Annotated in this window: 22 protein-coding genes and 1 riboswitch; of the genes, 10 read left to right on the forward strand and 12 right to left on the reverse strand. The window is 69.8% G+C overall.

The window, feature by feature from the left end:
• Positions 1-5 precede the first annotated feature (5 nt).
• On the forward strand, positions 6-1622 hold the full coding sequence (locus ABZS64_RS05900) for a DUF5691 domain-containing protein (RefSeq protein ID WP_355823694.1): 1617 nt from the start codon (positions 6-8) through the stop codon (positions 1620-1622).
• A gap of 65 nt (positions 1623-1687) precedes the next feature.
• On the opposite strand, the gene ABZS64_RS05905 is transcribed toward ABZS64_RS05900, so the two are convergent.
• Positions 1688-2101, reverse strand: a complete 414-nt coding sequence (locus ABZS64_RS05905; RefSeq protein WP_355823697.1) for a cobalamin B12-binding domain-containing protein — start codon at positions 2099-2101, stop codon at positions 1688-1690.
• A 381-nt stretch (positions 2102-2482) separates the two neighbouring features.
• Between ABZS64_RS05905 and ABZS64_RS05910 the strand changes: the two genes are divergently transcribed.
• Positions 2483-3337, forward strand: coding sequence for an alpha/beta fold hydrolase (locus ABZS64_RS05910; RefSeq protein ID WP_355823699.1), 855 nt, complete (start codon positions 2483-2485; stop codon positions 3335-3337).
• A 239-nt stretch (positions 3338-3576) separates the two neighbouring features.
• Entirely contained in the window at positions 3577-5121 is a 1545-nt protein-coding gene (locus ABZS64_RS05915) for a M23 family metallopeptidase (RefSeq protein WP_355823702.1), read from the forward strand.
• An 18-nt stretch (positions 5122-5139) separates the two neighbouring features.
• On the opposite strand, the gene pcrA is transcribed toward ABZS64_RS05915, so the two are convergent.
• On the reverse strand, positions 5140-7581 hold the full coding sequence (pcrA, locus tag ABZS64_RS05920; protein WP_355823704.1) for a DNA helicase PcrA: 2442 nt from the start codon (positions 7579-7581) through the stop codon (positions 5140-5142).
• Positions 7582-7843: 262 nt separating this feature from the next.
• A riboswitch (cyclic di-AMP (ydaO/yuaA leader) is annotated at positions 7844-8007 on the forward strand.
• 2 nt (positions 8008-8009) lie between these two features.
• On the opposite strand from pcrA, the gene ABZS64_RS05925 reads away from it, so the two are divergent.
• A complete protein-coding gene (locus tag ABZS64_RS05925) occupies positions 8010-9173 on the forward strand; it encodes an NlpC/P60 family protein (RefSeq protein ID WP_355823707.1) in 1164 nt (387 codons plus the stop codon).
• 92 nt (positions 9174-9265) lie between these two features.
• On the opposite strand, the gene ABZS64_RS05930 is transcribed toward ABZS64_RS05925, so the two are convergent.
• A complete protein-coding gene (locus ABZS64_RS05930) occupies positions 9266-9619 on the reverse strand; it encodes a hypothetical protein (protein WP_355823710.1) in 354 nt (117 codons plus the stop codon).
• Between the two features lie 344 nt (positions 9620-9963).
• On the opposite strand from ABZS64_RS05930, the gene ABZS64_RS05935 reads away from it, so the two are divergent.
• Both ABZS64_RS05935 and ABZS64_RS05940 read left to right on the forward strand, forming a co-directional pair.
• Positions 9964-11025 (forward strand): NlpC/P60 family protein, encoded by a 1062-nt coding sequence (locus ABZS64_RS05935; RefSeq protein ID WP_355823713.1) that lies wholly within the window; start codon positions 9964-9966, stop codon positions 11023-11025.
• 43 nt (positions 11026-11068) lie between these two features.
• A complete protein-coding gene (locus tag ABZS64_RS05940; RefSeq protein ID WP_355823716.1) occupies positions 11069-11836 on the forward strand; it encodes a GNAT family N-acetyltransferase in 768 nt (255 codons plus the stop codon).
• 21 nt (positions 11837-11857) lie between these two features.
• Here the strand turns inward: ABZS64_RS05940 and ABZS64_RS05945 are convergent, their stop codons facing one another.
• The 3 genes from ABZS64_RS05945 to ABZS64_RS05955 form a co-directional block, all read right to left on the reverse strand.
• Entirely contained in the window at positions 11858-13084 is a 1227-nt protein-coding gene (locus ABZS64_RS05945; protein ID WP_355823718.1) for an alpha/beta hydrolase-fold protein, read from the reverse strand.
• A gap of 70 nt (positions 13085-13154) precedes the next feature.
• Entirely contained in the window at positions 13155-13850 is a 696-nt protein-coding gene (locus ABZS64_RS05950) for a response regulator transcription factor (protein WP_355823720.1), read from the reverse strand.
• On the reverse strand, positions 13847-15139 hold the full coding sequence (locus tag ABZS64_RS05955; RefSeq protein ID WP_355823722.1) for a PspC domain-containing protein: 1293 nt from the start codon (positions 15137-15139) through the stop codon (positions 13847-13849). The genes ABZS64_RS05950 and ABZS64_RS05955 overlap by 4 nt, the downstream gene beginning before the upstream one ends.
• Before the next feature lie 152 nt (positions 15140-15291).
• On the opposite strand from ABZS64_RS05955, the gene ABZS64_RS05960 reads away from it, so the two are divergent.
• On the forward strand, positions 15292-16605 hold the full coding sequence (locus ABZS64_RS05960) for a PspC domain-containing protein (RefSeq protein ID WP_355823724.1): 1314 nt from the start codon (positions 15292-15294) through the stop codon (positions 16603-16605).
• Positions 16606-16773: 168 nt separating this feature from the next.
• Here the strand turns inward: ABZS64_RS05960 and ABZS64_RS05965 are convergent, their stop codons facing one another.
• From ABZS64_RS05965 to ABZS64_RS05975, 3 genes are all read right to left on the reverse strand, one after another.
• A complete protein-coding gene (locus ABZS64_RS05965; protein ID WP_355823726.1) occupies positions 16774-17295 on the reverse strand; it encodes a DoxX family protein in 522 nt (173 codons plus the stop codon).
• 105 nt (positions 17296-17400) lie between these two features.
• On the reverse strand, positions 17401-18642 hold the full coding sequence (locus ABZS64_RS05970) for a hypothetical protein (RefSeq protein ID WP_355823729.1): 1242 nt from the start codon (positions 18640-18642) through the stop codon (positions 17401-17403).
• Between the two features lie 160 nt (positions 18643-18802).
• A complete protein-coding gene (locus ABZS64_RS05975; protein ID WP_355823732.1) occupies positions 18803-19591 on the reverse strand; it encodes a class II aldolase/adducin family protein in 789 nt (262 codons plus the stop codon).
• 80 nt (positions 19592-19671) lie between these two features.
• Here ABZS64_RS05975 and ABZS64_RS05980 point away from each other — a divergent pair, with 80 nt between their 5' ends.
• Complete coding sequence (locus ABZS64_RS05980) at positions 19672-20115, forward strand: cupin domain-containing protein (protein WP_355823735.1); 444 nt, start codon at positions 19672-19674, stop codon at positions 20113-20115.
• Positions 20116-20120: 5 nt separating this feature from the next.
• On the opposite strand, the gene ABZS64_RS05985 is transcribed toward ABZS64_RS05980, so the two are convergent.
• Positions 20121-20705 carry a Uma2 family endonuclease gene (locus ABZS64_RS05985; protein ID WP_355823738.1) on the reverse strand — a complete coding sequence of 195 codons (585 nt, stop codon included), beginning with the start codon at positions 20703-20705 and terminating at the stop codon, positions 20121-20123.
• Between the two features lie 114 nt (positions 20706-20819).
• Positions 20820-22403: a glutamine-hydrolyzing GMP synthase gene (gene guaA / locus ABZS64_RS05990; RefSeq protein WP_355823741.1), complete on the reverse strand. Its 1584-nt coding sequence runs from the start codon at positions 22401-22403 to the stop codon at positions 20820-20822.
• A 311-nt stretch (positions 22404-22714) separates the two neighbouring features.
• Here guaA and ABZS64_RS05995 point away from each other — a divergent pair, with 311 nt between their 5' ends.
• Positions 22715-22996, forward strand: a complete 282-nt coding sequence (locus ABZS64_RS05995) for a chorismate mutase (RefSeq protein ID WP_355823744.1) — start codon at positions 22715-22717, stop codon at positions 22994-22996.
• Positions 22997-23649: 653 nt separating this feature from the next.
• Here the strand turns inward: ABZS64_RS05995 and ABZS64_RS06000 are convergent.
• Positions 23650-23973: a hypothetical protein gene (locus tag ABZS64_RS06000; RefSeq protein WP_355823747.1), complete on the reverse strand. Its 324-nt coding sequence runs from the start codon at positions 23971-23973 to the stop codon at positions 23650-23652.
• On the opposite strand from ABZS64_RS06000, the gene ABZS64_RS06005 reads away from it, so the two are divergent.
• Entirely contained in the window at positions 23957-24697 is a 741-nt protein-coding gene (locus ABZS64_RS06005; protein ID WP_355823750.1) for an LPXTG cell wall anchor domain-containing protein, read from the forward strand. The two genes, ABZS64_RS06000 and ABZS64_RS06005, sit on opposite strands and share 17 nt — an antisense overlap.
• Position 24698: the final 1 nt, after the last annotated feature.

Here is a 24698-nt window from a genome sequence, read left to right on the forward strand (position 1 = left end):
GACCCATGACTGCCACCAGCACATCGGCCTGGGAAGAAGTCGTCACCGCGGCCCTGCTCGGCACCGACCGCCGCACACCGCCGGACGCGGTCCTGACCCCGGGCAAGGACGCCCCGGCCGCACTGCTCGACGCCGCGGCGCTCCACACCGTACGGCGCAGGGCGGGACTGCTGCCCGCACCCGCGGCCGCCCGTCCCGAGCCCGCACCGCACGACGCACGGCCGCAACTGCCCGTGGCCGCGCGGCGCCGGCTCGCCCAGCTGCTGGCCGACCGGTCCGTCCCCTCACACGCGGGCGGGCGGCGAGGTACGGCGCCCGATCTGACCGAGCTGCTCCCGCAGTGGCTCGCCGGGGCCAACGAGCACGGCTACCAGGCGCCGTCGTCCCTGCTGCCCGCGCTGCTCGACGCGGCCCGGGCGCGTACGGATCTGCGGCCGCAGGCGCTCGCGTTCGCCGGGACGCGCGGGCTGTGGCTGGCCCGCCTCAACCCGGAGTGGAAGTTCGCGCTGCGGGGTGCGTCCGGCGGCGCCGTGCTGCCGGACGTGACGGACGCCGAGGCGGTTCAACGACTGTGGGACGAGGGGCTGTTCGCCGAGCGTGTTGCGCTGCTGGCCGCGGTACGGGTGCATGACGCGGGGGCCGCGCTGGCGCTGCTGGCCGCGACGTGGGGGACGGAGCGGGCCGAGGACCGGCTGATGTTCCTCGACTCGCTGCGTACGAGGCTTTCCGACGCGGACGAGCCGTTCCTGGAACAGGCTCTGTCGGACCGCAGCCGCAATGTCCGCGCCACGGCGGCCGAGCTGCTGTCCGCTCTGCCGCACTCCGCGCTCGCCGGACGGATGGCGGCGCGGGCGGCGTCCTGTGTCGGCTTGGACCGCAGCGGTGACGCGAGCCGCGCATCGATAGCGGTGGAGGCGCCGCACGAATGCGATGCGGACATGCAGCGCGACGGTGTGGTGCCGAATGCGCCGTCCGGCCGGGGTGAACGGTCGTGGTGGCTGGGCCAGTTGGTGGAGGCGGCCCCGCTGTCCACCTGGCCGGGGCGGCTCGGGGGGCGTACGGCCGAGGAGATCGTCGCCCTGCCCGTCGCCGAGGACTGGGGGCAGGAACTGCACGCGGCGTGGTGCCGGGCGGCGGTGCGGCAGCGCGACGCGGAGTGGTCACGCGCCCTGCTCGGCGCACCGGCCTCCCCGCCGGAGACCGGTCCCGGCACATCGTCACTCGCCGAGCGGGCGAAGCTGCTGGCGACGCTTCCGGCGGAGGAGCGGGCGTCCTGGGTGGCCGAGTTCATCGCGGCGCACGGCCTGTCGGAGGCCTTCCAGCTCCTCGGCGTCTGCGCGGTGCCATGGGCGGAGCCGCTGGGCCGGTCGGTGGTCGACGCACTGGACATCGCGCGGGACGCGGGGAGCTACCCCTGGAGCTTCAGCGGGGTGATGGGCCTGGCGGAACGCTGCCTGGATCCGGCGGAGGCGAGCCGCCTGGAGTTGCTGACGGCGACGCCCGACGAGACGGAGGGGGCGTCGCCGGGGGCGGGCGGGTACTGGTCGGAGGCGTTCCAGCGGCTGGTGTCGACGTTGCGGCTGCGGGCGGCGATGCGGGTGGAACTGGGGGGTGCCCCGTGACCGGGGCTCCGACCTGGACCCCCGCCCCCGAGCCCCCCGCGCCCGGCGGACCTCACCGCGAAGCGTTATGCCTCCGCAGGCTGCCGCACATTCGCGTTGACCCAGTCGACGATCGACGCCGTCGTCGCGCCCGGCGTGAAGATCTCCGCCACGCCCAGCTCCTTCAGCGGCGCGATGTCGGCCTCCGGGATGATGCCGCCGCCGAAGACCTTGATGTCCTCCGCCTCGCGCTCCTTCAGGAGCGCGATCACCTTCGCGAAGAGCGTGTTGTGCGCGCCGGACAGGATGGAGAGGCCGATCGCGTCCGCGTCCTCTTGGATCGCCGTGTCCACGATCTGCTCCGGGGTCTGGTGGAGGCCGGTGTAGATGACCTCCATACCGGCGTCGCGCAGCGCCCGCGCGATCACCTTGGCCCCCCGGTCGTGGCCGTCGAGACCCGGCTTGGCCACCACCACACGGATCGGACCAGTCACACCCATCACTGCCTCCACATACCGACTGCGCCGCATGGGCACGGGTCCCGCGCCGACCATGGCCCGGGGAAGTGAACGAACGTTATCTCCCAGCATCCCGCACCCGGCCGTTTCACGGTGGATAGCGAGGGGGAAATCACACGTGGGACAAGTTCGCTATGCGTCGTACCCGCATCAGGCGGAACACAAGCCGCCCGCGCAGGCACGGTCGCTACGGGAGCCACTACAGGGTCGTACCCCCGTGCCGTCAGCCGCGCGGCACGGCGGTACGACACCGTCGGTTCTGGCCCGGCACGGGCCAGAGAGCCGCACACTTCCTGCCGCAGCTCCCATGAGGGCACACGGGGGACGGAGCCGTCCTCCGGTGTGCCGCACGGGAGGTCGGCCATGAAGGTTCTCTCCTTCATTCCGCTGTGTCTGCGCCCCGTCCGACAGCTGCGAATATCCGCAGCGCTGCTCCGCGCCACCGCGCTTGAGCTGGCGATCCTCGCCGGGCATCTGCTCCTCTATCCCACCGGCCTCACCCCGGAGCGCCCCGCCCCCACCCCGCCACCGGGCCCGGAGCCCCACCCTTCCGACGCCGTGCTGCTCCTGGCGGGAGGCCCGGTCCACCCGCCCGTCGTTCTCCTCCACGGCTTCGTGGACAACCGCTCCGTCTTCGTCCTGCTGCGCCGCACGCTGGCCCGGCACGGCCGACAGCAGGTCGAGTGCCTCAATTACTCGCCTCTGACCTGCGACATCCGCACCGCCGCCGAGCTGCTCGGCCGCCATGTCGAGCAGATCTGCGCACGCACCGGCCGGCCCGAGGTCGACATCGTCGGACACAGCCTGGGCGGCCTGATCGCCCGCTATTACGTGCAGCGCCTCGGCGGCGACCAGCGCGTACGCACCCTTGTGACGCTGGGAACCCCGCATTCGGGCACAGCCGTCGCCCCGCTCGCCAGCGCGCACCCCATCGTGCGCCAGATGCGTCCCGGCTCCGCCGTGATCGAGGAGCTGACCACGCCCGCCCCCGGGTGCCGCACCCGGTTCGTGAGCTTCTGGAGCGATCTCGACCAGATCATGGTCCCGGTCGAGACGGCCTGTATCGACCACCCCGACCTCATCGCGCAGAACGTGCAGGTCAGCGGAATCGGTCATCTCGCCCTGCCCGTCCACCCCGCCGTCGCGGCCGGCATCCGGGAGGCACTCGAGTCGAGCGACTCGGCGGCAGGCGCCGCGGGTGCGGTCTTCGTCGCCTGAATCGACGTGCTGCGGGGCAACGAATCGTCGAACGCTTTTCGAACGTAGGGCCAAAGCTGTGCCCACAGTCCGCCGAAAGACGGCCGAATGCCCGTTTCCTGATTGCCTAAAACCTGCCGAAGATTGTCGCCGTCGCATACCGCCGGGTACAGTCGCGCCACTGCTTTCCCTCTGGGACCCCCACTCCCCCGTGGCGGCCCCGGAACCCAGGTCCTGCTGCCGAGGCGAGAGAGAAGTTGGTGAACGACCAGCACGCCCACGCCGGGTACGTCGGATACGACGGGTACTCCACTGGCAGCTTCGACACCGACCCGCTCTTCGGTGCGCTCCCCGGGAGTTACGAAGCGGGCCACAGCGGCCAGTACGACACCACCCAGTGGGACACCGGGTCGCACCAGACCGGCGGTTACGACGTCTACGGTGCGCAGCAGGCACAACAGCCGCAGTACACGCAGCAATTCCCGCAGTACGACGCCACAGGCGCGGCGGGCGGCGCTGGCCAGTACGACACCTCCGCCGTCCAGTACGACACGACGGGACAGTGGGACGCCGGCGCCTGGAACCAGACGACTCAGACAGGTCAGTACGAAACGGCCGCGGCGACATTCGCGTACGACACGACCGGACAGTGGGCGGCGCCCGCCTTCGACACCGGGACGTATGACGCAACCGCCTGGAACACCGGCGCGGAAGCCCTCGTACCGCACCAGTTCACGCCGCAGCACGAGTTCCTCCAGACCGAGTTCCACGGCGACGTCACGTACGACGGCATCACCAGCGAGTTTCAGCCGGACTTCCAGGCCGAGTTCCAGCCCGACCTCACGACCGAGTTCCAGCCGGAGTTCGAGGCAACGGAGTTCGAAGCGGCCCAGTTCACGGCCGAGCCCGAGCCCGAGGCCCACTTCGAAGCGGAAGCCGAGATCGAGTCCGAAGCCGACGACGAACCGGGCGCCGCGTCCGAGTTCGACTCGGAGTTCACGTCGGAACCGGAACCTCTCTCCGCGGCCGTCACCCCGCGCCCCGTCCGCCGTTCCGGCGGATCCCGCGGCCGTCGCCGCACCCCCGCCAAACGCTCAGCCCTCCTCACCGTTGCGGTGCCGTCGGCCTGCGTGATGGGCGTCGCGGGCATCGCCGCCGCCTCCGTCGGCAATCTGGGTACCGGCGACACCAAGGACGGCTCCAAGAACGTCGCGGCCGCCGATCCCTCCTCGGTCAAGCCCGTCGCGGCGAACAACAAGATGGACACGCAGCTCGCCGCTCTCAGCGCAGACGCCCGCGACTTCGGTGACCGCGCCTCCCGTACCCAGGAGCGCCTCGATCTGAAGGCGCGCCAGGAGGCGGAGAAGCAGAAGCGCGAGGAAGAGGCCAAGCGCCGCGAGGCAATGCGCCCCAAGTTCGTACTGCCCGTGAAGCAGCAGGGCCTGAGCGCCTATTACGGCCAGGCAGGCGTCAACTGGATGTCCGTGCACACCGGCATCGACTTCCCGGTGTCGTACGGCACCGAGGTGATGGCCGCGACCGACGGCACCGTCCGCACGCAGTGGAACAGCGCCTACGGCAACATGGCCATCGTGACCTCGCCCGACGGCACCGAGACCTGGTACTGCCACCTCAGCAGCACCAAGATCCGCTCCGGCTCGATCAAGGCCGGTGACGTCATCGCGTACTCCGGCAACTCCGGCAACTCCACCGGACCGCACCTCCACTTCGAGGTCCGGCCCGGCGGCGGCTCGGCCATAGACCCGCTGCCGTGGCTTCGCAGCCACGGCCTCGACCCGACCTGAGCCCCCGGAACTCCGGAACTACAGCTTCTCGACCGGCGCGTAACGCAGCAGCAGGCGCTTCGGCTTGGTGTCCCCGAAGTCGATCGTCGCCTGCCCGTCCGAGCCCGACCCCGTCACCTCCACCACGGTCCCCAGGCCGAACTGGTCGTGCGTGACCCGGTCACCCACCGACAGCGAGATCACCGGCTTGTCGCTCGTACGCCGTGTGGCGAAGCCCGATGCTCCGCCGCCCGAGCGGGAGCGCGAGGACGAGAGCGACGACGCGATGCCGGAGGTCGGGCCCGCGGGCGCGGCCATCGGGCCCGTCCGCTTCCACTCCAGGTGCTGGCCCGGGATCTCCTCCAGGAAGCGCGAGGGCGGGTTGTAAGAGGGCTGGCCCCAGGCGCTGCGCATCGACGACCGGGTCAGATAGAGGCGCTCGCGGGCGCGCGTGATGCCGACATACGCGAGCCGCCGCTCCTCCTCCAGCTCCTTCGCCTGGCCGAGGGCGCGCATGTGCGGGAAGACGCCGTCCTCCATGCCCGTCAGGAACACCACAGGGAACTCAAGGCCCTTCGCGGTGTGCAGTGTCATCAGGGTGATGACGCCGGAGCCGTCCTCGTCCTCGTCGGGGATCTGGTCGGAGTCGGCGACGAGCGCCACCTTCTCCAGGAACTCGGCGAGCGTGCCCGCGCCCTCCTCCTCGGCGCGGTCCTGCTCGAACTCCAGCGCCACGGCGGCCAGTTCCTGGAGGTTCTCGATACGTGTCTCGTCCTGCGGGTCGGTCGATGCCTGCAGCTCGGCGAGATAGCCGGTGCGCTCCAGGACGGCCTCCAGAACCACCGCCGGGCCTGCACCCGAGTCGACGACCGTACGCAGCTCCTCCATCAGCACGTTGAAGCGCCTGACGGCGTTGGCGGAGCGGGCCGCCATGCCGTACGCCTCGTCGACGCGCCGCAGCGCCTGCGGGAAGGTGATCTTCTCGCGCAGCGCGAGCGCGTCGATCATCGCCTCGGCGCGATCACCGATGCCGCGCTTGGGGACGTTCAGGATCCGGCGCAGCGGCACATTGTCTTCCGGATTGGCGAGCACCCGCAGATACGCCAGCACATCGCGGACCTCCTTGCGCTCGTAGAAGCGCACTCCGCCGACGACCTTGTACGGCAGTCCGACGCGGATGAAGATCTCTTCGAAGACACGGGACTGGGCGTTCGTACGGTAGAAGATGGCGACGTCGCCCGCCTTCGCGTCGCCCGCGTCCGTCAGCCGGTCGATCTCGTCGGCGACGAACTGCGCCTCGTCGTGCTCGGTGTCGGCGACATAGCCGGTGATCTGCGCGCCCGCGCCCGCGTTGGTCCACAGGTTCTTGGGTCGGCGGCTTTCGTTCCGCTCGATGACCGCGTTGGCTGCGGAGAGGATCGTCTGCGTCGAGCGGTAGTTCTGCTCGAGCAGGATCGTCGTCGCGTCCGGGTAGTCCTCCTCGAACTGGAGGATGTTGCGGATGGTCGCGCCGCGGAAGGCGTAGATCGACTGGTCGGCGTCGCCGACGACGCAGAGCTCGGCCGGCGGCAGGTCCTCGTACCCCGTACCCACCAGCTCGCGTACGAGTGTGTACTGAGCGTGGTTGGTGTCCTGGTACTCGTCCACCAGGACGTGGCGGAAGCGGCGCTGGTAGTGCTCGGCGACGTCCGGGAACGCCTGGAGCAGATGCACCGTCGTCATGATGATGTCGTCGAAGTCCAGGGCATTGGCCTCGCGAAGCCTGGCCTGGTACATGCGGTACGCCTCGGCGAGCGTCTTCTCGAAGCCGTCGGCGGCCTGGTCGGCGAAGGTCTCCTCGTCGATCAGCTCGTTCTTCAGATTCGAGATCTTCGCGCTGAAGGACTTCGGCGGGAACTTCTTGGGGTCGAGATCGAGATCCCGGCAGACCAGCGCCATCAGCCGCTTCGAGTCCGCCGCGTCGTAGATCGAGAACGACGAGGTGAAGCCGAGCCTCTTGGACTCGCGGCGCAGGATGCGCACGCACGCGCTGTGGAAGGTGGACACCCACATGGCGTTGGCGCGCGGCCCGACGAGCTGCTCGACGCGCTCCTTCATCTCGCCGGCGGCCTTGTTGGTGAACGTGATCGCCAGTATCTGGCCGGGGTGGACGCTGCGGGACCCCAGCAGATGCGCGATCCGGTGCGTCAGCACCCGGGTCTTGCCGGACCCGGCCCCGGCGACGATGAGCAGCGGCGAGCCGGTGTGCACGACGGCCGCGCGCTGCTCATCGTTCAGCCCTTCCAGCAGGGCGGCGGGGTCCACGACCGTGCGCGGCGCGCCGTCGCGGTGGTACGGATCGCGGGCCGGAGGCACGTCGAACGCGCCCTGGAAGAGATCGTCCGGGATCTCCTCCTGGGCCGAGTCCTCGGGCGGTGGCGGAGGGTGCTCCGAGCTGGGCTGGAGGTCCGCCAGGAAGCTGTCGTCAAAGAGGCTGCTCATCGCTCTACGAGTCTAGGCCGCCGCACTGACAGCTTGCCGCCGCATTCGGCCACCACCCTCCGTAACCTGGCAGCACCTCCTGGCAACCCTGCGTGATCGGGCCATGTCGTCGGGTCATCATCCGGAACACACAGATCCGTCGATGAGTAAGGTCACGAAAATGTATCGGGCATTTCGAACATCAACCTTCACAGCAGCCACACGAGTTGGCTAGCGTGCTCGATCAGGCGGCCCGTACCCCCCTGGCGATCCACGCCACATCGGGCAGCTCGCGCCGAATTCGGGCTTTCCGCAAGGAAGTTCGGAACCGGGGACCCACTATGCACAACCGGGGTGAATCGGACCGTGCTCCATTCGGTCCGTAGGGCGATCTTCCGTTCCGCCCGAACCCGACAGCTAACCCGGTAGGCGGTCCACGGAAGAAGGAGATGCCGGCCTTGGCCTCGCATCGCAAAGAACGCAGCCGTACCGCGAAGACCTCGCCCGCCGTCGGGCTCACGACGGCGGCCATCGCCGGCGTCACCCTGCTGTCGACGCAGAGCGCCAACGCCGCGCCCACCGAACCGAAGCCCTCCATCGAAGAGGTGCAGAAGAAGGTCGACGACCTCTACCGGCAGGCCGGCACCGCGACCGAGAAGTACAACAAGGTCAAGGAGTCCACCGACGAGAAGCGTCGTGAGGTCGACGAGCTCCTCGACGACGCCGCCAAGCGCACGGAGAAGCTGAACGAGTCCCGCAGGGCGCTCGGCAACTACGCGGCCGCGCAGTACCGAACGGGCGCGGTCACCCCGACCGCCGCGCTGATCTTCGCGGACAGCCCCCAGGCGTACTTCGACCAGACGCAGCTGATGGACCGGATGACCGACCGTCAGCGCACCGTGATCGACGACTACGAGACCCAGCGGGCCGCGGCCGCCAAGCAGCGCGCGCAGGCGACGGAGAAGCTCGATTCGCTCACGCTCTCGCAGAAGGCCCTGCGCACCAGCAAGCAGGTGGTCCAGACGAAGCTCGCCGAGGCGCGCTCGCTGCTGTCGAAGCTGACCGCCGAGGAGAAGGCGCGGCTCGCCGCGATCGAGCGCCAGAAGCAGGAAGAGGCCCGCCGCAAGGCCGAGGCGAAGGCCAAGGCGGAGGCGGAGGCCCGCGCCAAGGCGGAGGCGGCGCGCCGGCAGCAGGAGGCCGACAAGGGCACGGGAACCGGAACCGGTACGGGCACCGGCACCGGCACGGCCGACGGCACCTACGCGGCCAAGGCCGACAAGGTCCTCGCCTTCGCCCGCGCCCAGACGGGCAAGCCGTACGTCTGGGGAGCGACCGGCCCGAGTTCGTACGACTGCTCGGGACTGACCCAGGCCGCCTGGAAGGCGGCCGGCGTGGACCTGCCGCGCACCACCTGGGACCAGGTGAAGGTGGGCACGCGGGTCGAGACCAAGGATCTGCTCCCGGGTGACCTGGTCTTCTTCTACGACGACATCAGCCACGTCGGCATCTACATCGGTGACGGCAAGATGATCCACGCGCCGAAGCCCGGTGCGAACGTCCGCGAGGAGTCGATCTACTACATGCCGATCTACGGCAGCGTGCGCCCCGCGTAACGCCGCCGACAGCCGAACGCCCGGGCCTCCGAAGCGCGCCCGGGCGTTCTCATGTCCGAGGCATCACGTCCACAGCGGACCCCCGGCAGAGACTACGTCCACAGCGTCGCGATGAAGATGTTCGCGACGGTCAGTCCGCCCACCGCCCCGAACAGCGCCTTCTCGGCCTTCTCCTCGTCACGCTTGACGTAGACCACCCCCAGGATCACCACCAGGATCGCCAGCTTGATGCTGATCTTCAGGTTGTTGACCGGCTGGTCGTCCGCCTGGTTCAGGCCCACCAGCACCACGCCCGTGATCAGCATGGTCAGCGCCCCGTGCAGCATCGCCGGGCTGAAGCGCGCCGCTCCCGCGCTCATCGCCTTCATCTGGGTCAGGAAGCCGCCGAGCAGCGACGCGATGCCGATGATGTGCAGGGCGACGAAGACATTGATGAGTACGTCCATGAGGCGGAGCCTAACCCTCCCCATACCACCGCCCTTTGGGCTGGTGTGCCTCATTCGCCGCATCGGTCACAGCGGTACCGCGGTTGGGCCGATGCCATCACGTCTGCTCTCAGAAACCGATCCCAACTGTCCACTTTTGGGCACTATCGGTCCTTACGCCTCTTTCCCGTGACCTCCAGGTTTACCGTCCTCCCTCAGGTGACCGACTCCCCACCGCCGCCGGGCTCCCGGGCGGCCGTCGGACACCACCGCCGAGAGATCCGGCGGCGGACCGCTCCCCCTGTGCGGACCGCCGTCGGACCGGCCTCGGACCGCAGGAAAGACGGAAGGACGTGGACGCCCTCGTGGCAGCGCACCGGAAACCGAAGCAGCATCCGCTCACCGGGCCCGCGGCGCGGACCGCCGCCACCATCGCGCTCGCAGGCGCCGCGACCGCCACCGCATTCGACGGCACCGGGCACGCCGAACCCGTCCTCACCCCCGCACAGATCAAGGCCAAGGTCGACAAGCTGTACGAGGAGGCCGAGGCCGCCACCGAGAAGTACAACGGCGCCAAGCAGCAGACCACGAGCGCCCGCAGGTCGCTGGACGAGCTGCGCGACGAGGCCGCCCGCAGGACCGAGCGGCTCAACACCTCGCGCAACGCACTCGGTTCGATCGCCACCGCCCAGTACCGCGCCGGCGGCATCGACCCGGGGCTGCAGCTCGCGCTGACCTCCGACCCTGACGAGTATCTGGAGCGGGCAGCGCTCGCCGAGCGGGTCGGCACCCGGCAGGCCGACGCCATCGCCGGGGTGCACCAGCAGCTGGTGGAGATCGCCCGGTTGAGGGCCGAGGCGGGCGAGCGTATGGGCGCCCTCAAGGCCCGGCAGACCGAGCTGGCCAGGAACAAGGCGACAGTCCAGGAGAAGCTCTCGGCCGCCGAACGCCTGCTGGATCAGCTCACGGCCGAGCAGCGCGCCTCCTACGACACCTCGCAGGGGACTTCCTACGGGGAGGCGTCGGGCACACGCGCGGACCGTTCCGCTGCCCCCCGCGGCTCCCTCCAGGCCCCCAACCCCCGTGCCGCACAGGCCGTCGCCTACGCCTACGGGGCGCTCGGCAAGCCGTACGTCTGGGGCGCGACCGGGCCCACCTCATTCGACTGCTCCGGGCTCACCCAGGCCGCCTGGCGCTCCGCCGGAGTCTCGCTGCCGCGCACCACGTACACCCAGATCAACGCGGGCCGCCGTGTCTCCCGCTCCGAACTCGCCCCCGGCGACCTGGTGTTCTTCTACTCCGGCGTCAGCCATGTCGGCCTCTACATCGGCGGCGGGCAGATGATCCACGCGCCCCGCCCAGGGGCCCCTGTCCGCGTCGCCCCGATCGACGAAATGCCCTTCGCGGGGGCTGCCCGTCCCGCGTAGGATCCCCGGCGTCCCAAGATCCCGGTCGCGGCAGGAGCCCGAAGTGGACGTCGACATCCAGAACTACGTACGCACCCTCACGCTCCGCTCCCCCGATCATGTACGGGTCGGCCCCTTCACGGTGCGCTACAACCCCAACTGGTCCATCCCGCCCGCGAATTACGCCATACCGGATCACGGCGCAGAGCCGACCACCGAAGAGATCGACGCGCTGGTCGCCGTCTTCCGCGAGCGGGACCGGTTGCCGCGCCTGGAGTTCCTGCCGTCCTGCGCGCCCGAGGTCGAGCCCGCTCTGCTCGCCGCCGGCTTCACGGTGGTCAACCGCGCCCCGGTCCTGGCCTGTTCGCCCGGCTCCCTCGTCACGCCCGCACCGCCGGCCGGAATCTCCGTCGGCGAGCCCTCCGACCTGACCGGATTCACGGCCGCGGCCGCCGTGCAGCATCTCGCCTACGGCGATACGGGCGAGCCGACCGAGGGCGAGATCGCCTGGCTCCGCGGGGCCCACGAGGGCGGCGGGGTCGCGGCCCTCGCCACGGACGACAAGGACGGGACCACGGTCGCCGCGGGCGGCTGCTCCATTCCGGTCGGCGGGCTGAGCGAGCTGGCCGGTCTCGCGGTCGCCGCGTCGCACCGCCGCCGCGGCATCGGCGCCGCCCTCTCCGCGTATCTCACTGCCACGGCCTTCGACCGCGGCTGCCAGGTCGTGTGGCTGGAGCCCGGTGACGCGGACATCGAGCGGATCTACGCGGGGATCGGCTACCGGCGGGTCGGCGCCAAGGCCGACATGATTCTGGACGCCTCCCCCCGGTAGGCCACGGCCACAGGCCCGGTGCTACTCCAGCAGGCCGACGGGGCTGCCGGCGACCTCGCCGTCCAGCTTCCGGTCCTCGCTCTGCCCCCGGGCCTGTCCCACGGCCTCGCCGTCGCGCTGTCCCTCGTGCTGGGTCATGCCCTGCAGATGCATCTGCCGCGTCAGCCATTCGAACGCGTACGGCAGTTCCCTGCCCCACACGTGGGTCAGGTGCCCGCCCGTCGTCTTGCGCACCTCGATCTTCGTCGGCGGCTTGGCCGCACGCTGGAGCGCGAGACCCGGCAGATATCCGTCCGCGCCCTCCCCGGTCGCGAAGAGCGAGACCCGCGGCGGCTTCTTGGCCGACTTCAGGATGTGCAGGACGTTGTTCTCACGGCGCAGCTCCGGGTCGGAGCCCGTGATCGAGTCCTTCTCCGCGGCCGGGTCGTTGTAGCCGGAGAGGCTGATGGCCGCGCGATAGCGGTCGGGGTGCTGGAAGGCCAGCTTGGCCGCGCCGTGCCCCCCTGCTGAGTAGCCCGCGATGGCCCAGCTGTCGGGCTTGAGGGAGACCCGGAAGTTGTCGCTGATCATCTTGCGTACGTCGACGGTCAGCCAGCTGTCCGCGTTGACCGTGCCCGGGATGTTCGCGTACCCGGGGTCGGAGGCGCCGAGCAGCATGGTGCGGGGCGCGACAAGTATGAAGGGGGCGACCCTGCCCGACTCGATGAGCGGCTGGATCTTCGACTGCACCTGCATCGCCCGGAACCAGCTCTTCGAGGTGCCGGGGAACCCGGCGAGCAGCTCAACGACCGGGAACTGCTTGTTGCGGTACGCGGGCTCGTCGTACTGCGGCGGCAGCCAGACGTAGACCTCGCCCTCAACGCCCGAGATCCCGCCCTTGAGATAGGTGCGGCGCAGCCCGCTGCCGAGCGAGGGGTCATCGACCTTGTCGAACTTCTGATGCATCGTCGGCAGCGAGGAGATCTGCCGGCCGCCGGTGCCGCTCGGCCCGAGGTCGACCGCGTTGTTCACATGGTTCGACGTGCCGAGCAGGTCGTCCCAGCTGTCGTAAAGGCCATTGGCGTTGTTGACCGCCACGAACACCATCAGAACCGCCGTCGCCTGCGCGAAGAGCACCATGACCAGCCGGCCGGCGCCCCGCACCATGGCGGGTCCGCGCAGCCGGCTCCAGAACAGGAGCGGCAGGAGTACGGCGATCACGACCAGGACGATCGTGATCACGAAGAAGGTGTTCCCCGTCAAATTCATCACGCAAAACAAGAGGTGAACATGGCTCAGTCGGTTGCCCGGCTATGTACCAGTTACCTCACAACGGAGCCTAAACGAGACGACGAGCCGTCGCCCATCGGGTCAATTCGTGCCGGTTCGAGAGCTGAAGCTTGCGCAGGACCGCCGACACATGCGACTCCACCGTCTTCACGGAGATGAACAGCTGCTTCGCGATTTCCTTGTACGCGTACCCCCGGGCGATCAGCCGCAGCACCTCCCGTTCCCGCTGAGTGAGCCGATCGAGGTCCTCGTCCACCGGCGGCGCGTCCGTCGAGGCGAACGCGTCGAGCACGAAGCCCGCGAGCCGCGGCGAGAACACCGCGTCCCCGTCCTGCACCCGGAAGATCGAGTCGACCAGGTCCTTCCCGGTGATCGTCTTGGTGACATAGCCGCGGGCACCGCCTCGGATGACCCCGATGACGTCCTCGGCGGCGTCCGAGACGGACAGCGCCAGGAACCGTACGGGATCCTCCGCGGCCGCCATCAGCGAGGCGCAGCGCCGCAGCACCTCCACACCACCGCCGCCCGGCAGATGAACGTCCAGCAGGACGACCTCCGGCCGGGTCGCCGTGATCACGGTGACCGCCTGGTCGACATCGGCGGCCTCGCCGACCACCTCGACGCCGGTGCTCTCGGTCTGGCCGATTTCCGCCTGCACTCCGGTGCGGAACATCCGGTGGTCGTCGACGAGCACGACCCGTACGCGCCGCTCCGCAGTCTCTCCCGCAGCCTCGGTCTCGGTCATTCGCTCGCCCTCTCCATCTCCAGCTCGACCTCGGTGCCCCCGCCGGGCACCGAGCGAAGCCGTGCCGTCCCGCCGTTGCGCTGCATCCGGCCGATGATCGATTCTCTTACGCCCATCCGGTCCTGGGGTACGGAATCCGGATCGAATCCGGGCCCCCGGTCCCTTACGGAGACGAAGACCGTACGGCCCTCGACCTCCGCGTAGACCTGCACCGCCCCGCCCTCGCCACCGTACTTGGCCGCATTGACCATCGCCTCGCGTGCGGCCTGCATCTGTGAGACCAGTTTCTCGTCCAGCGGGCAGTCGCCGACGACGACGACCTCCAGCGGGACGCCGTGCTTGTCCTCGACCTCGGCAGCGGCCTTCTTCACCGCGTCGGCGAGCGTGTCCGGTTCCTCGTCCTCGTCCTTGCCGGTGCCCTCCGGCTTGTAGAGCCAGTTCCGCAGCTCGCGCTCCTGGGCGCGGGCGAGCCTGCGCACTTCGCCTCCGTCGTCGGCGTTGCGCTGGATCAGGGTGAGGGTGTGCAGGACGGAGTCATGGACGTGGGCCGCGACTTCGGCGCGTTCCTGAGCGCGGATGCGCATCGTCCGCTCCTCCGAGAGGTCCTGGGTCATCCGCACCAGCCAGGGCCCGGCGAGCAGCGCGACACCGGCGATCACGGCGATCGCCGCGGTCAGTACGTTGCCGAGCTGGGCGGCCGAACCGCGCACCACGATGAACACGGTCAGGCCCATGCCGACCAGGGCCACACCCGCCAGCGCGCGGCCCAGCTGCAGCAGCCTGCGGCTGCGGCCGACCTCGGTCCAGCGGGCGCGGCGGGCGTTGTCCGCCTGGCGCCACACCAGCACCACACCGGCACCGATCAGCAGGATCGGCCAGACATAGCGGCCGGTGCTGCTGCCCATGTTCACGTTGCCGACGAAGATCGCCGCGCCGATCATCAGCGCGACCATCGCGAAGAGCTGGCCCTTGTCGGGTTTGCGCAGCCGGCGCCGGCCGTCGGACGTGGTCTCGAAGACGGAGCGCGGCTCGGCGGTCCTGCCCCCGACGCCGAGCGGCACGACGATCCAGAAGACGGCGTAGAGCAGCACCCCGAGGCCGTCGGCCATGAACAGGCCGAGGAAGACCAGCCGTACCCAGATGACGGGCAGTCCCAGATGGCCCGCGAGGCCCCGTGCCACACCGCCGAGCATCCGGCCGTCGGCGCTGCGGTACAGCTTGCGCAGCGGCGGCTCCTCCGGCACGGGGGCGCGGGAGGGTGCGGCGGGTCGGGGCGTGGCGACTGGCATGCTCCGATCGTCACACGCGAGGACGAGCCGCGGAATCAGGGTCGTCCCTTAAACCGACCCTGATCCGAGGCTGCGAGCCGTGGGCCGATATCAGGGAACGGCCAGGGTTGACCTGGATGCCATCGCGGCGCGGAGCCCGTCACCATGGACGTATGACACAGCCGACCACCCCGCCTCAGGCGCAGCCGGAGCTGCCGCCCGATGCGCACCCCGAGGTGCCGCTGCGCCGCGCCCCCCGCCAGAAGGTCGTGGCCGGTGTCTGCGGTGGGCTCGGGCGGTACTGCGACATAGACCCGGTGATCTTCCGGATCGTGATCGGCGTGCTGGCGGTGACCGGCGGTATCGGCCTGATCTTCTACGGCTTCGCATGGCTGCTGATCCCCGTCGAGGGCGAGGAGGAGAACGAGGGCCGCAGGCTGCTGTCGGGCCGGGTCGACGGCGCTTCGCTGACCGCCGTACTCCTGGCGCTGATCGGCTGCGGACTGTTCCTGTCGATGCTGAGCAACGGCGGGACGCTCGCCTTCGCGGCACTGCTCTCGCTCGCGGTCGGGGGCGCGGCCGTGTGGTCGCAGCGCCGCCGTGTCGCCGCGCCCGACGGCGCTCCCCTCGACGCGGCGACAGCGCACGCGGTGGCCGAGGCCCCGCCGGAGACGAAGGCGCCGCCCGCGCCCGACAGTCCCTCGTGGTGGCGGGACCCGATCATCAAGGACGGCACGACGGGCCCGGTGGCCTCCGGCTATCTGTGGGGTCCGGTGGATGCCGTCGTGGAGGCGGAGAGTGAGGCCGGTGTTCCGCCCCGGCGGCGTACGTCATCGGCTCCCCCGCAGTCGCGCGGCCCGCGCGGAATCGGCGGCACCATCTTCCTCAACGCGCTGATCGCGGGCGGTCTCGGCACCGGACTCAGCTGGGACAGCAACCCGCTGGGCACAAGCCTGCAGATCGGACTGGTCTGCGCGCTGGCGGTGTTCGGGACCGGCCTGCTGGTGAGCTCGCTGCTCGGCCGTACCGGCTTCGGCACGATCATGATGACGATGATCACTGCGGCACTGCTGGCGGGCGCGGCCGCGCTGCCGAAGGACATCAGTACCCACTGGGTGCGTACGGACTGGAAGCCCGCCTCCGTCGCAGCCGTCCAGGAGCGGTACGAACTCGGCTCGGGCGTCGCGACCCTCGACCTGTCCTCTCTCACCGTCCCCGCGGGCGGGACGGTGTCGACGAAGGCGGAAGTCGGGGCCGGCAGGCTCAAAGTGATCGTGCCGAAGGACTCGCCGGTGAAGGTGCGGGCCGAGGCGGGCATCGGCGACATCCGCCTCCCCTCCGACGCGCCGAACGACATCGACGTCTCGGCCGGCAAGGAGCGGCAGCAGACGCTGCCCGCGCCCGCCGGCGCGAAGCCGTCGGGCACCCTGGAGCTGAGCCTCGAAGTGGGCATCGGACAGGTGGAGGTGACCCGTGCCGCGTCGTGAACTCCGGCATGGTTTCCGGCCGGGCAAGGTGGTCGCGGGTCTCGCCGTGCTGGCCACAGCGCTGCTGTACGCGGGCGATGCGGCCGGCTCGTGGCAGACACCCTGGTTCGTGGTCCTCCCGGTCGTGTTCGGCGGTCTGTTCCTGGCCGGGGCGGTGACCTGGGCGCACTACGGGATCCGGCGCCGCCGATCGGCCAGAAGCGCATCGAGCGAGAACACCGAGGTACCGGCGAGCACCAACGGCAGCCAGGCCATGAGGTAGGCGAGATCGTTGCCGTAGTAGTACGGCTCGGTCTGCCAGCTCACGGTCAGCCACAGGCTCAGCGAGATGAGCGCCCCGCCGAGGGCGGCCAGCCGGCCCAGCAGCCCGACGAGCGTGCCGATACCGACGGCGAGTTCACCGAAGGCGATCGCATAGCCGAAGCCCTCGGGGCTCTTGAGCGCAAGATCGACCAGCGCGGGCACGGCGGAGGTGTCGCGCACGCTGCGCATCAGATCACCGATGGATCCCGAGCCACTGGCCGCCATGAACTGGCTGTCCGTGAGTTTGTCGATGCCCGCATAAATAAAAGTCACGCCGAGGAAGATCCGCAGCGGGACGAGGGCGTAATGACTCGCCCTCTCCCTCCACCCGCCGCGCCTGCCGTCGACCGTCCCGTAATTGGCCGTCGTCCTATATGTGTGTGTCATCACTGGTCCCGCCTTCGGGTTGACCCGTCAACTGACCATACGTACGTCGAAGCCGAGCCGCTCACCAGTGGTGCGGCTCACTCTGTGACAAGCGGAAGTGGTGGGTCAGTCCTTCACCTGGATCAGGCAGCGATTGCTCTCCACGCCCGCCGCCGTCACCACCTGGATGTCCACCTGCCCGGGCTCGACCTCCGCCGGGACCGGCACCGTGAGCACCGTGTCCGTCGGATTGGCGAAGCCGCCGGGGACCGGGATCAGCGGGACATGGACATGCACAGCGCCGATCCGCACGACCAGCCTGGCGAGCCGGTCGGGCGCGCCCGCGCCGGGCGGCACAAAGCCCGCGCCCCGGATCTCGATGTCGTCGCCGGTACGGATGGGGGCGTCCAGATCCCCGGCCTCGCGGGCCCGTACGACCGACAGGACCACGGGCCGGCCGCCCTCCGCGTACTTCCCGGCGAAGTACGTCGCCGCCGAGACCGCGACAAGGAGCGCAAGCCCCCACGGCAGATCGGGCAGCTGCTCGGGCCGGCGTGCCAGCCGTACCAACGCGAAGACCACGGCGACCGCGGTCACGAGCGCGTACTGCACATCCGCGAAGTTGCCGCGCCCGCCGTCGTCGCAGAGCAGGTCCGCGAGCCGCGGGCGGTCGGCCCGGATCTTCTGCAGCTGCCTGCCCGTGACGCGTACGGCCACAACGCTGCGTACGACAACGGCGATCACGCACACCAGGGCGAGGGCGGACAGCATCCCCGCGCCATGGGCCAGGCCGAGCCCTTCGATCAGCTCGTCCCGGTCGGCGGCGGACGATGCCCAGCCAAGCTGGAGCGCGAGCACCAGGACCGCGAAGGCGACGAGCAGCACCCATGCGGTGGCCACGGCACGGGAGGTGGAGAGGCGGTTGTCCTCGCCGATCAGCGGCGCGAGCAGACCGCCGCGCGAACGGTGCAGGCGTGCGGTCGCGGTGAGCAGCCCGCCGACCGCGAATGCGGCGATCAGCCCTGACGTACGGGCGCCGGTCCAGCCTGCGCCGATCGCGGTCGCCGCCTGCCCGAGCAGCAGCGCCCCCACGCTCATCCAGACGATCAACAGCGTTCGGCGCCACACCAGTTGGAGCCAGGCCTCGCCCGCCTCACGGCTGCGGTCGGCCACCGTGCGGGCCGACTGGGTCAGCTCGTCCGACACCCACTGGCGCGAGGCGCTCGGCGAATGCGAGAGGGCGACCGGCAGCCCCTGCCCGGCGGCGAGCTCGTCCCGTTTGGTGATGAAGGCCGCCACGGCACGCCGATGCCCGTCGCGCGCCCCGTGCGTGCATTCGTCGCACTGTCCCGCTTCCTGCACCGCCACGACCGACGCCGCCCTTCCCGCCCGCACACCGACTGAACTTCCCTGTAATTCCTGGGAATTGTGCCGTACGGAAGGGGCGCACGCCTCGGTGCCCGAGGCCAGGAGGGGTGAATGTGCCGCGCCGAGATTGACTTCGGGCCCTGAACAGCAGGGATGGGGGCTACTGAAGCAGCCCGGGTTCCTCCTGGCTGATCTGCCGCCACAGGGGCTGGTAGTTGATCCAAGCGACCAGATCGCTGCCGAGCTGTTCGCGTGTGGCGACCGCGTCCCGGTGCTCGAGCAGCACGGGCTTGCCCGCCGCCCGGGCCGCCAACTGCACCTGTGCGCAGCGCTCCATGGAGATGAACCACCAGGCCGCCGCGTCGACCGAGTCGCCCACGGTCAGCAGTCCGTGATTGCGCAGAACGACCGCCTTGTACGCACCGAGGGCGCCCGCGATCCGCCGGCCCTCCTCCTCGTCCACGATCACTCCGGTGTACGCGTCGACCAGCGCATGGTCCTCGTAGAAGGCGCAGGCCTCCTGCGTGACCGGCTCGATCAGCTCACCGAGCGCGGACAGCGCCCGGCCATGGACGGAGTGGGTGTGCGCGACGGCGACGATGTCCGGCCGGGCGCGGTGCACCTGGGCGTGCACGGCGAACGCGGCCTGATTGACGTGGTACCGCCCGACGACGACCTGGCCCTCGCCGTTCACCAGGATCAGATCACCGGCCGTGACCTGCGCGAACGGCACTCCGAAGGGGTTCACCCAGAAGCAGTCGGTGAACTCCGGGTCCCGCGCGGTGATATGGCCGGACACCCCCTCCTCGTAACCGAACCGCCCGAAGAGGCGCAGCGCCCCGGCGAGCCGCTCCTTGCGGTAGGCCCGCTCGTCCACCACGGACTCGTGCACGGGCGGCATGGCGAATCGCAGCTGCTCGACAGGGATGGGCGGGGGCGTCTCAGTCATGGCCGGAAGCTACCTCCGGGTACCGCAAGTGACCAGAGAGTTCACGCAAGACTTCACGCACCTTGCACGAGAATGCGGCCATGACCGACACGACATCCCCGCTGGTCCAGCTCCTCGGCCTCGAACGGCACGTCGAGGGCGGCTGGTTCAGGGAGACCTGGAAGACGACCAGCTCGACGACGCCGCCCGGCTACCCCGGCCCGCGTGCGTACGCCACCGGGATCTACTTCCTGCTGCACCCGGGCGAGAGCTCGCGCTGGCACCGCGTGCGCTCGGACGAACTCTGGCTCTGGCACCGCGGCGGCCCGCTCCGGCTCCACTTCGGCGGCACGGAGGAGAAGCCGTCCGAGACGAAGAGCCTGACCCTGGGCCCCGCGATCGAGTCGGGCGAACAGCCCCAGCTGCTGATCCCGGCCGGGACCTGGCAGGCAGCGGAACCCGCGGGCGACGAGCCGGTCCTGGTGACCTGCATCGTCGCCCCCGGCTTCCACTACGAGGACTTCGAGCTGGAGGAGCCGCTGTAGAGCTCCTACAGGTTGTCGATCTCGGAGAGGTCGATGTCGATGGTGAAGGGGACGGAAAGCTTGAGGTGGTCGTGGAACACGCCGCTCGGACGGTAGGCCCGCGCCTCTTTGTCGATTTCGAAGACGTGGACGACCGGGTGTTCGTCCGCCCCGGCCATCTCGACCCGCCAGAAGTACGGGATACCCGCGTTGGCGTACTTGTGCGGCTTGGTGTCCTGGTCACGGGCCTCGGACTCCGGAAAGACCACCTCGACGGCGAGCAACACGTCCCTGACCTCGAAATAGGTCTGAGTTCGGCTCCTTGCGGCCGCGGCACGCACGACGGCGACATCCGGCTCCGGGCCGTTGCGTTTGTCCATCACCACCGTCATCTCGCGCACAACCTTCAGCTCGGGCGGCGCGGTGCGACGCAAACTGCTCACCAGCAGGTCGATCACAAGACTGTGGAAGTAGCGCTGCGGGCTCACGAAGACCAGGCTCCCGTCGATCAGCTCGGTGTGCGGCGGGAGGTCGGGCAGCGTCAGCAGGTCGTCCACGGTGTAACCGTCCTGCGGCGGCACCGGCCAGGGGTGCGCGATCTCAGCGGTCATAAGTCCTCCCATGGACGGGATTCCGGGCCGTACGGTCAGCGTACCCAGCCAATACGACAACGCCGCCGCCCAAACGAATGAGCGACGGCGTCGGCGTTGACCCTGCAGAAAGGCTTACTCCCACTCGATGGTGCCCGGCGGCTTGCTCGTCACATCGAGCACCACGCGGTTCACGTCGGCGACCTCGTTGGTGATCCGGGTCGAGATCTTCGCCAGTACGTCGTACGGCATGCGCGTCCAGTCCGCCGTCATCGCGTCCTCGGACGAGACGGGCCGGAGCACGATCGGGTGCCCGTACGTACGACCGTCGCCCTGGACGCCGACGCTGCGCACGTCCGCGAGCAGCACGACCGGGCACTGCCAGATCTCACGGTCGAGGCCGGCCGCGGTCAGCTCCTCGCGGGCGATCGCGTCCGCCTCGCGCAGCAGGTCCAGGCGGTCCTTCGTGACCTCGCCGACGATACGGATACCGAGGCCCGGGCCCGGGAAGGGCTGGCGCTGGACGATCTCGTCGGGCAGGCCGAGCTCCTGGCCGACCATCCGGACCTCGTCCTTGAACAGCTGGCGCAGCGGCTCGACGAGCTCGAACTCGAGGTCCTCGGGAAGGCCGCCGACATTGTGGTGCGACTTGATGTTGGCGGTGCCGGTGCCGCCGCCGGACTCGACGACGTCCGGGTAGAGCGTGCCCTGCACGAGGAACGCGACGTCCTCGCCGTGCTCGGCCTCGGCGATGATCTCGGCCTGGGCCTGCTCGAAGACACGGATGAACTCGCGGCCGATGATCTTCCGCTTCTCCTCGGGGTCGGAGACCCCGGCCAGCGCGCCGAGGAACCGCTCCTGCGCGTCGACGACCTTCAGCTGGACGCCGGTGGCCGCGACGAAGTCCTTCTCGACCTGCTCGGTCTCGCCCTTGCGCATCAGACCGTGGTCGACGTACACGCAGGTGAGCTGGGAGCCGATGGCCTTCTGCACGAGGGCCGCGGCGACCGCGGAGTCCACACCGCCCGAGAGCCCGCAGATCGCACGCTTCGTGCCGACCTGCTCGCGGATGGCCGCGACCTGCTCGTCGATGACATTGCCGGTGGTCCAGGTCGGCTCGATACCGGCGCCGCGGTAGAGGAAGTGCTCGAGAACCTGCTGGCCGTACGTCGAGTGCATCACCTCGGGGTGGTGCTGGACTCCGTACAGCTTCTTCTCGTCGTTCTCGAAGGCCGCGACCGGCACGACGTCTGTGGACGCGGTGACCGTGAAGCCCTCGGGGGCGGCAGAACAGGCGTCGCCGTGGGACATCCACACGGGCTGCTCGGCCGGGGTGCCCTCGAAGAGGGTCGAGCTGGTCTTGGAGACATGCAGCGGCGTACGGCCGTACTCACGCGCGCCGGTGTTGTCGACGGTCCCGCCCAGCGTCGTCGCCATCAGCTGGAAGCCGTAACACATGCCGAAGACGGGGACCCCGGCCTCGAAGATCGCGCGGTCGAGACGGGGAGCGCCTTCCGCGTACACGGAGGACGGGCCGCCGGAGAGGATGATCGCCTTGGGGTTCTTGGCCAGCATCTCGGCCACGGGCATCGTCGACGGGACGATCTCGCTGTAGACCCGGGCCTCGCGGACGCGGCGGGCGATGAGCTGGGCGTACTGGGCGCCGAAGTCGACGACGAGGACGACGTCGGGCGCGGCAGCGGGGGACGCTGAGGACACTGGCGGCCTTCCGGCGGTGGGAGGGGGTCGGTTTTGTCGATTCTACCGGCGCCGCGGGTGCGCTTTTCGTCTCACCATCCGAACCGGGCTTTGGCCCCCGTCGGCGGGCGGGCCATACTGTGCCCATGCACAAGCAGCTGACCTTCGTCTTTACCTATGGCACCGGCCCGTCCGGCTGCCATGGTCGTGCTGCTTGAGCCACTGACAAGCAACTTCCCAGGCGCCCCGGGCCGACAAGGCCCGGGGCGTTCTGTCATTTCCGGGCCTTGCCGCTCCGGGGTCGCCGCCCCAGAACACAAGGAGCCCCACCCATGACCGTCACCGAGCAGACCGGCGCCCGCACCGAAGAGGCCGCGGATCTCATCACCGGCGCCCGCGAGCGGATCGACGCACTCGACGACCGGATCATCGGCCTCGTACAAGAACGCATGGCGGTCTCGGCCGTCATCCAGGAGGCCCGTATCTCCTCCGGCGGCCGTCGCGTGAATCTGTCGCGGGAAATGGAGGTTCTCAGCCATTTCCGCGACGCGCTCGGAAAGCCCGGAACGGCGCTCGCGATGACGCTCCTGGAGCTGTGCCGGGGGCGCATCTGAGGCCGAGCCGAGCCCTGCGGAGCCGTAACTGAGTTCGGGCGCATCCTCACCCGTACGGCGCGTGACCGCACCCGACGGGCCTTCGTTGGTACCGGTGTCCGTGCCAGCCAGGGGCGGGCCTTGCAAGAAACCACGCGTGGCTTCGCTGGGGCGTGTGACGTACCGCAGGTACGTCGTGGGACCTCGCCCCAGCGCGCGTGACCGGTCGGCAGGGGACAGCAGCCCGGTCACCCCAAGGGCGGTCGGCTCCGGGGACGCCCGGAGCCGACCGCATCCGGTCCAAACGGTTGCGCACGCCGCAGCCCGTCCAGCACGATGCAAGAGAAGCGCGTCCCCCTCTGCGCGACACAACTGCCAAAGGTCGATACCACCCGAGCGCCCTCAGTGCGCCGGGTCGGCGACCCTCCCCCACGCGGCGCTACCCCCCGGCGCCGCGCCTCGGCACCGGCGCTGCCCTGACGTCGGTGCTGACCACAAGGGCCCCGCGGATCATGCGTCCGCGGGGCCCTTGCCCTTGCCCGTGCCCGGCCGCAGGGCATGTGACGGGGGCCACATAAATTTTCTGTGAGTCCGAGGGCAACCTTTTCAGCCATTGGCCGGTCAAGCATGCGAAACAAAGGCCTCAACCGTGCACCCCCACCTCGGAAGGCCCTTCAGACTCCGTGCCGCGCGAGCGGTACGCCGGACTTCACTGAGGTCTTAATGAAGCTTCGCCGCGCTATGGCCGTCGCTGCAGCGACCGCTGTCATAGCACCCGCCGCGTTCCTGTCGGCTCCGGCCGCGTTCGCGGACCCGTCGCCGACGCCGACCGACACGGCGAGCACCACCCCGTCCGAGACGGTGAGCAGCACCCCGTCGGACGCGCCGAGCAGCACCCCGGCGACGACGCCGAGCACGCCGGCCGATGCACCGAGCAGCACCCCGGCCACGACCCCGAGCACGCCCGCCACCACGCCGGCGGTGACGCCGAGTGCCACGGCGAGCGAGCCGGGCGAGGACGACGACTTCGAGTGCGAAGAGGGCACCATCAAGGTCTCCCTCGGTGGCTTCCCGAACAAGATCGTTGCGGGCAGTGGCTGGAAGAACTTCACGTACAACGTGAAGAACACGGGCAAGACCGATATCGAGAGCCTGCTCGTCTACACCGTCGCCACGTACGCGGACGGTCTCGAGAACCCCGACGACAAGCTCGTCGAGAAGTACGCACACTTCGAGTACAAGGACCCCGAGTCCGGCAAGTGGGTCAACGACTTCGCCGGTTCCCCGATCAACAACGGCATCTTCTTCGGCGAGTTCCCGCTCGACGCCGGCCAGAAGGTCACGATCGACCTCCGCGTCAAGATCGACAAGGCCGCCCCCGCGGGCGATGGCCTCGCGATCGCCGCCGGCACCTACGACAACGGTGCCGAGGACGACTCGTTCAAGTGCTACGACAACGGCGACATCTACCCGTTCGCGATCGTCAAGGCCGGCACCAACCCCGGTGACGTCGACGACTCGAAGCCGAACGGGCAGAAGCCGGACAGCGACGTCAAGCCGCAGGGTGGGGCCAAGGAACTCCCGGTCACCGGCAACCTCGCCGAGACCGGCTCCAACTCCATGCTGCCGACCGTCGGTATCGCCGGTGGCATCGCCATCGTCGCCGGTGCCGGTGTCGTCTTCGCGATGAAGCGCCGCCGCAGCGGTGACGCCGCCGCGTAAC

It is taken from the genome of Streptomyces sp. NPDC005408 (assembly GCF_040606445.1).
Lineage (GTDB): Bacteria > Actinomycetota > Actinomycetes > Streptomycetales > Streptomycetaceae > Streptomyces.

What these genes read in the sequence shown, in the direction of transcription:
- ABZS64_RS05910 (WP_355823699.1), top strand. Translation starts at nt 2,483, where the DNA reads ATGAAGGTTCTCTCCTTCATTCCGCTGTGTCTGCGCCCCGTCCGACAG.
- ABZS64_RS05975 (WP_355823732.1), bottom strand. Translation starts at nt 19,591, where the DNA reads ATGACTGAGACGCCCCCGCCCATCCCTGTCGAGCAGCTGCGATTCGCC.
- ABZS64_RS05980 (WP_355823735.1), top strand. Translation starts at nt 19,672, where the DNA reads ATGACCGACACGACATCCCCGCTGGTCCAGCTCCTCGGCCTCGAACGG.
- ABZS64_RS05905 (WP_355823697.1), bottom strand. Translation starts at nt 2,101, where the DNA reads ATGGGTGTGACTGGTCCGATCCGTGTGGTGGTGGCCAAGCCGGGTCTC.
- ABZS64_RS05965 (WP_355823726.1), bottom strand. Translation starts at nt 17,295, where the DNA reads ATGACACACACATATAGGACGACGGCCAATTACGGGACGGTCGACGGC.
- ABZS64_RS05960 (WP_355823724.1), top strand. Translation starts at nt 15,292, where the DNA reads ATGACACAGCCGACCACCCCGCCTCAGGCGCAGCCGGAGCTGCCGCCC.
- ABZS64_RS05955 (WP_355823722.1), bottom strand. Translation starts at nt 15,139, where the DNA reads ATGCCAGTCGCCACGCCCCGACCCGCCGCACCCTCCCGCGCCCCCGTG.
- ABZS64_RS05995 (WP_355823744.1), top strand. Translation starts at nt 22,715, where the DNA reads ATGACCGTCACCGAGCAGACCGGCGCCCGCACCGAAGAGGCCGCGGAT.
- ABZS64_RS05900 (WP_355823694.1), top strand. Translation starts at nt 6, where the DNA reads ATGACTGCCACCAGCACATCGGCCTGGGAAGAAGTCGTCACCGCGGCC.
- ABZS64_RS05950 (WP_355823720.1), bottom strand. Translation starts at nt 13,850, where the DNA reads ATGACCGAGACCGAGGCTGCGGGAGAGACTGCGGAGCGGCGCGTACGG.
- ABZS64_RS05925 (WP_355823707.1), top strand. Translation starts at nt 8,010, where the DNA reads ATGCCGGCCTTGGCCTCGCATCGCAAAGAACGCAGCCGTACCGCGAAG.
- ABZS64_RS05945 (WP_355823718.1), bottom strand. Translation starts at nt 13,084, where the DNA reads ATGAATTTGACGGGGAACACCTTCTTCGTGATCACGATCGTCCTGGTC.
- pcrA (WP_355823704.1), bottom strand. Translation starts at nt 7,581, where the DNA reads ATGAGCAGCCTCTTTGACGACAGCTTCCTGGCGGACCTCCAGCCCAGC.
- ABZS64_RS05985 (WP_355823738.1), bottom strand. Translation starts at nt 20,705, where the DNA reads ATGACCGCTGAGATCGCGCACCCCTGGCCGGTGCCGCCGCAGGACGGT.
- ABZS64_RS05930 (WP_355823710.1), bottom strand. Translation starts at nt 9,619, where the DNA reads ATGGACGTACTCATCAATGTCTTCGTCGCCCTGCACATCATCGGCATC.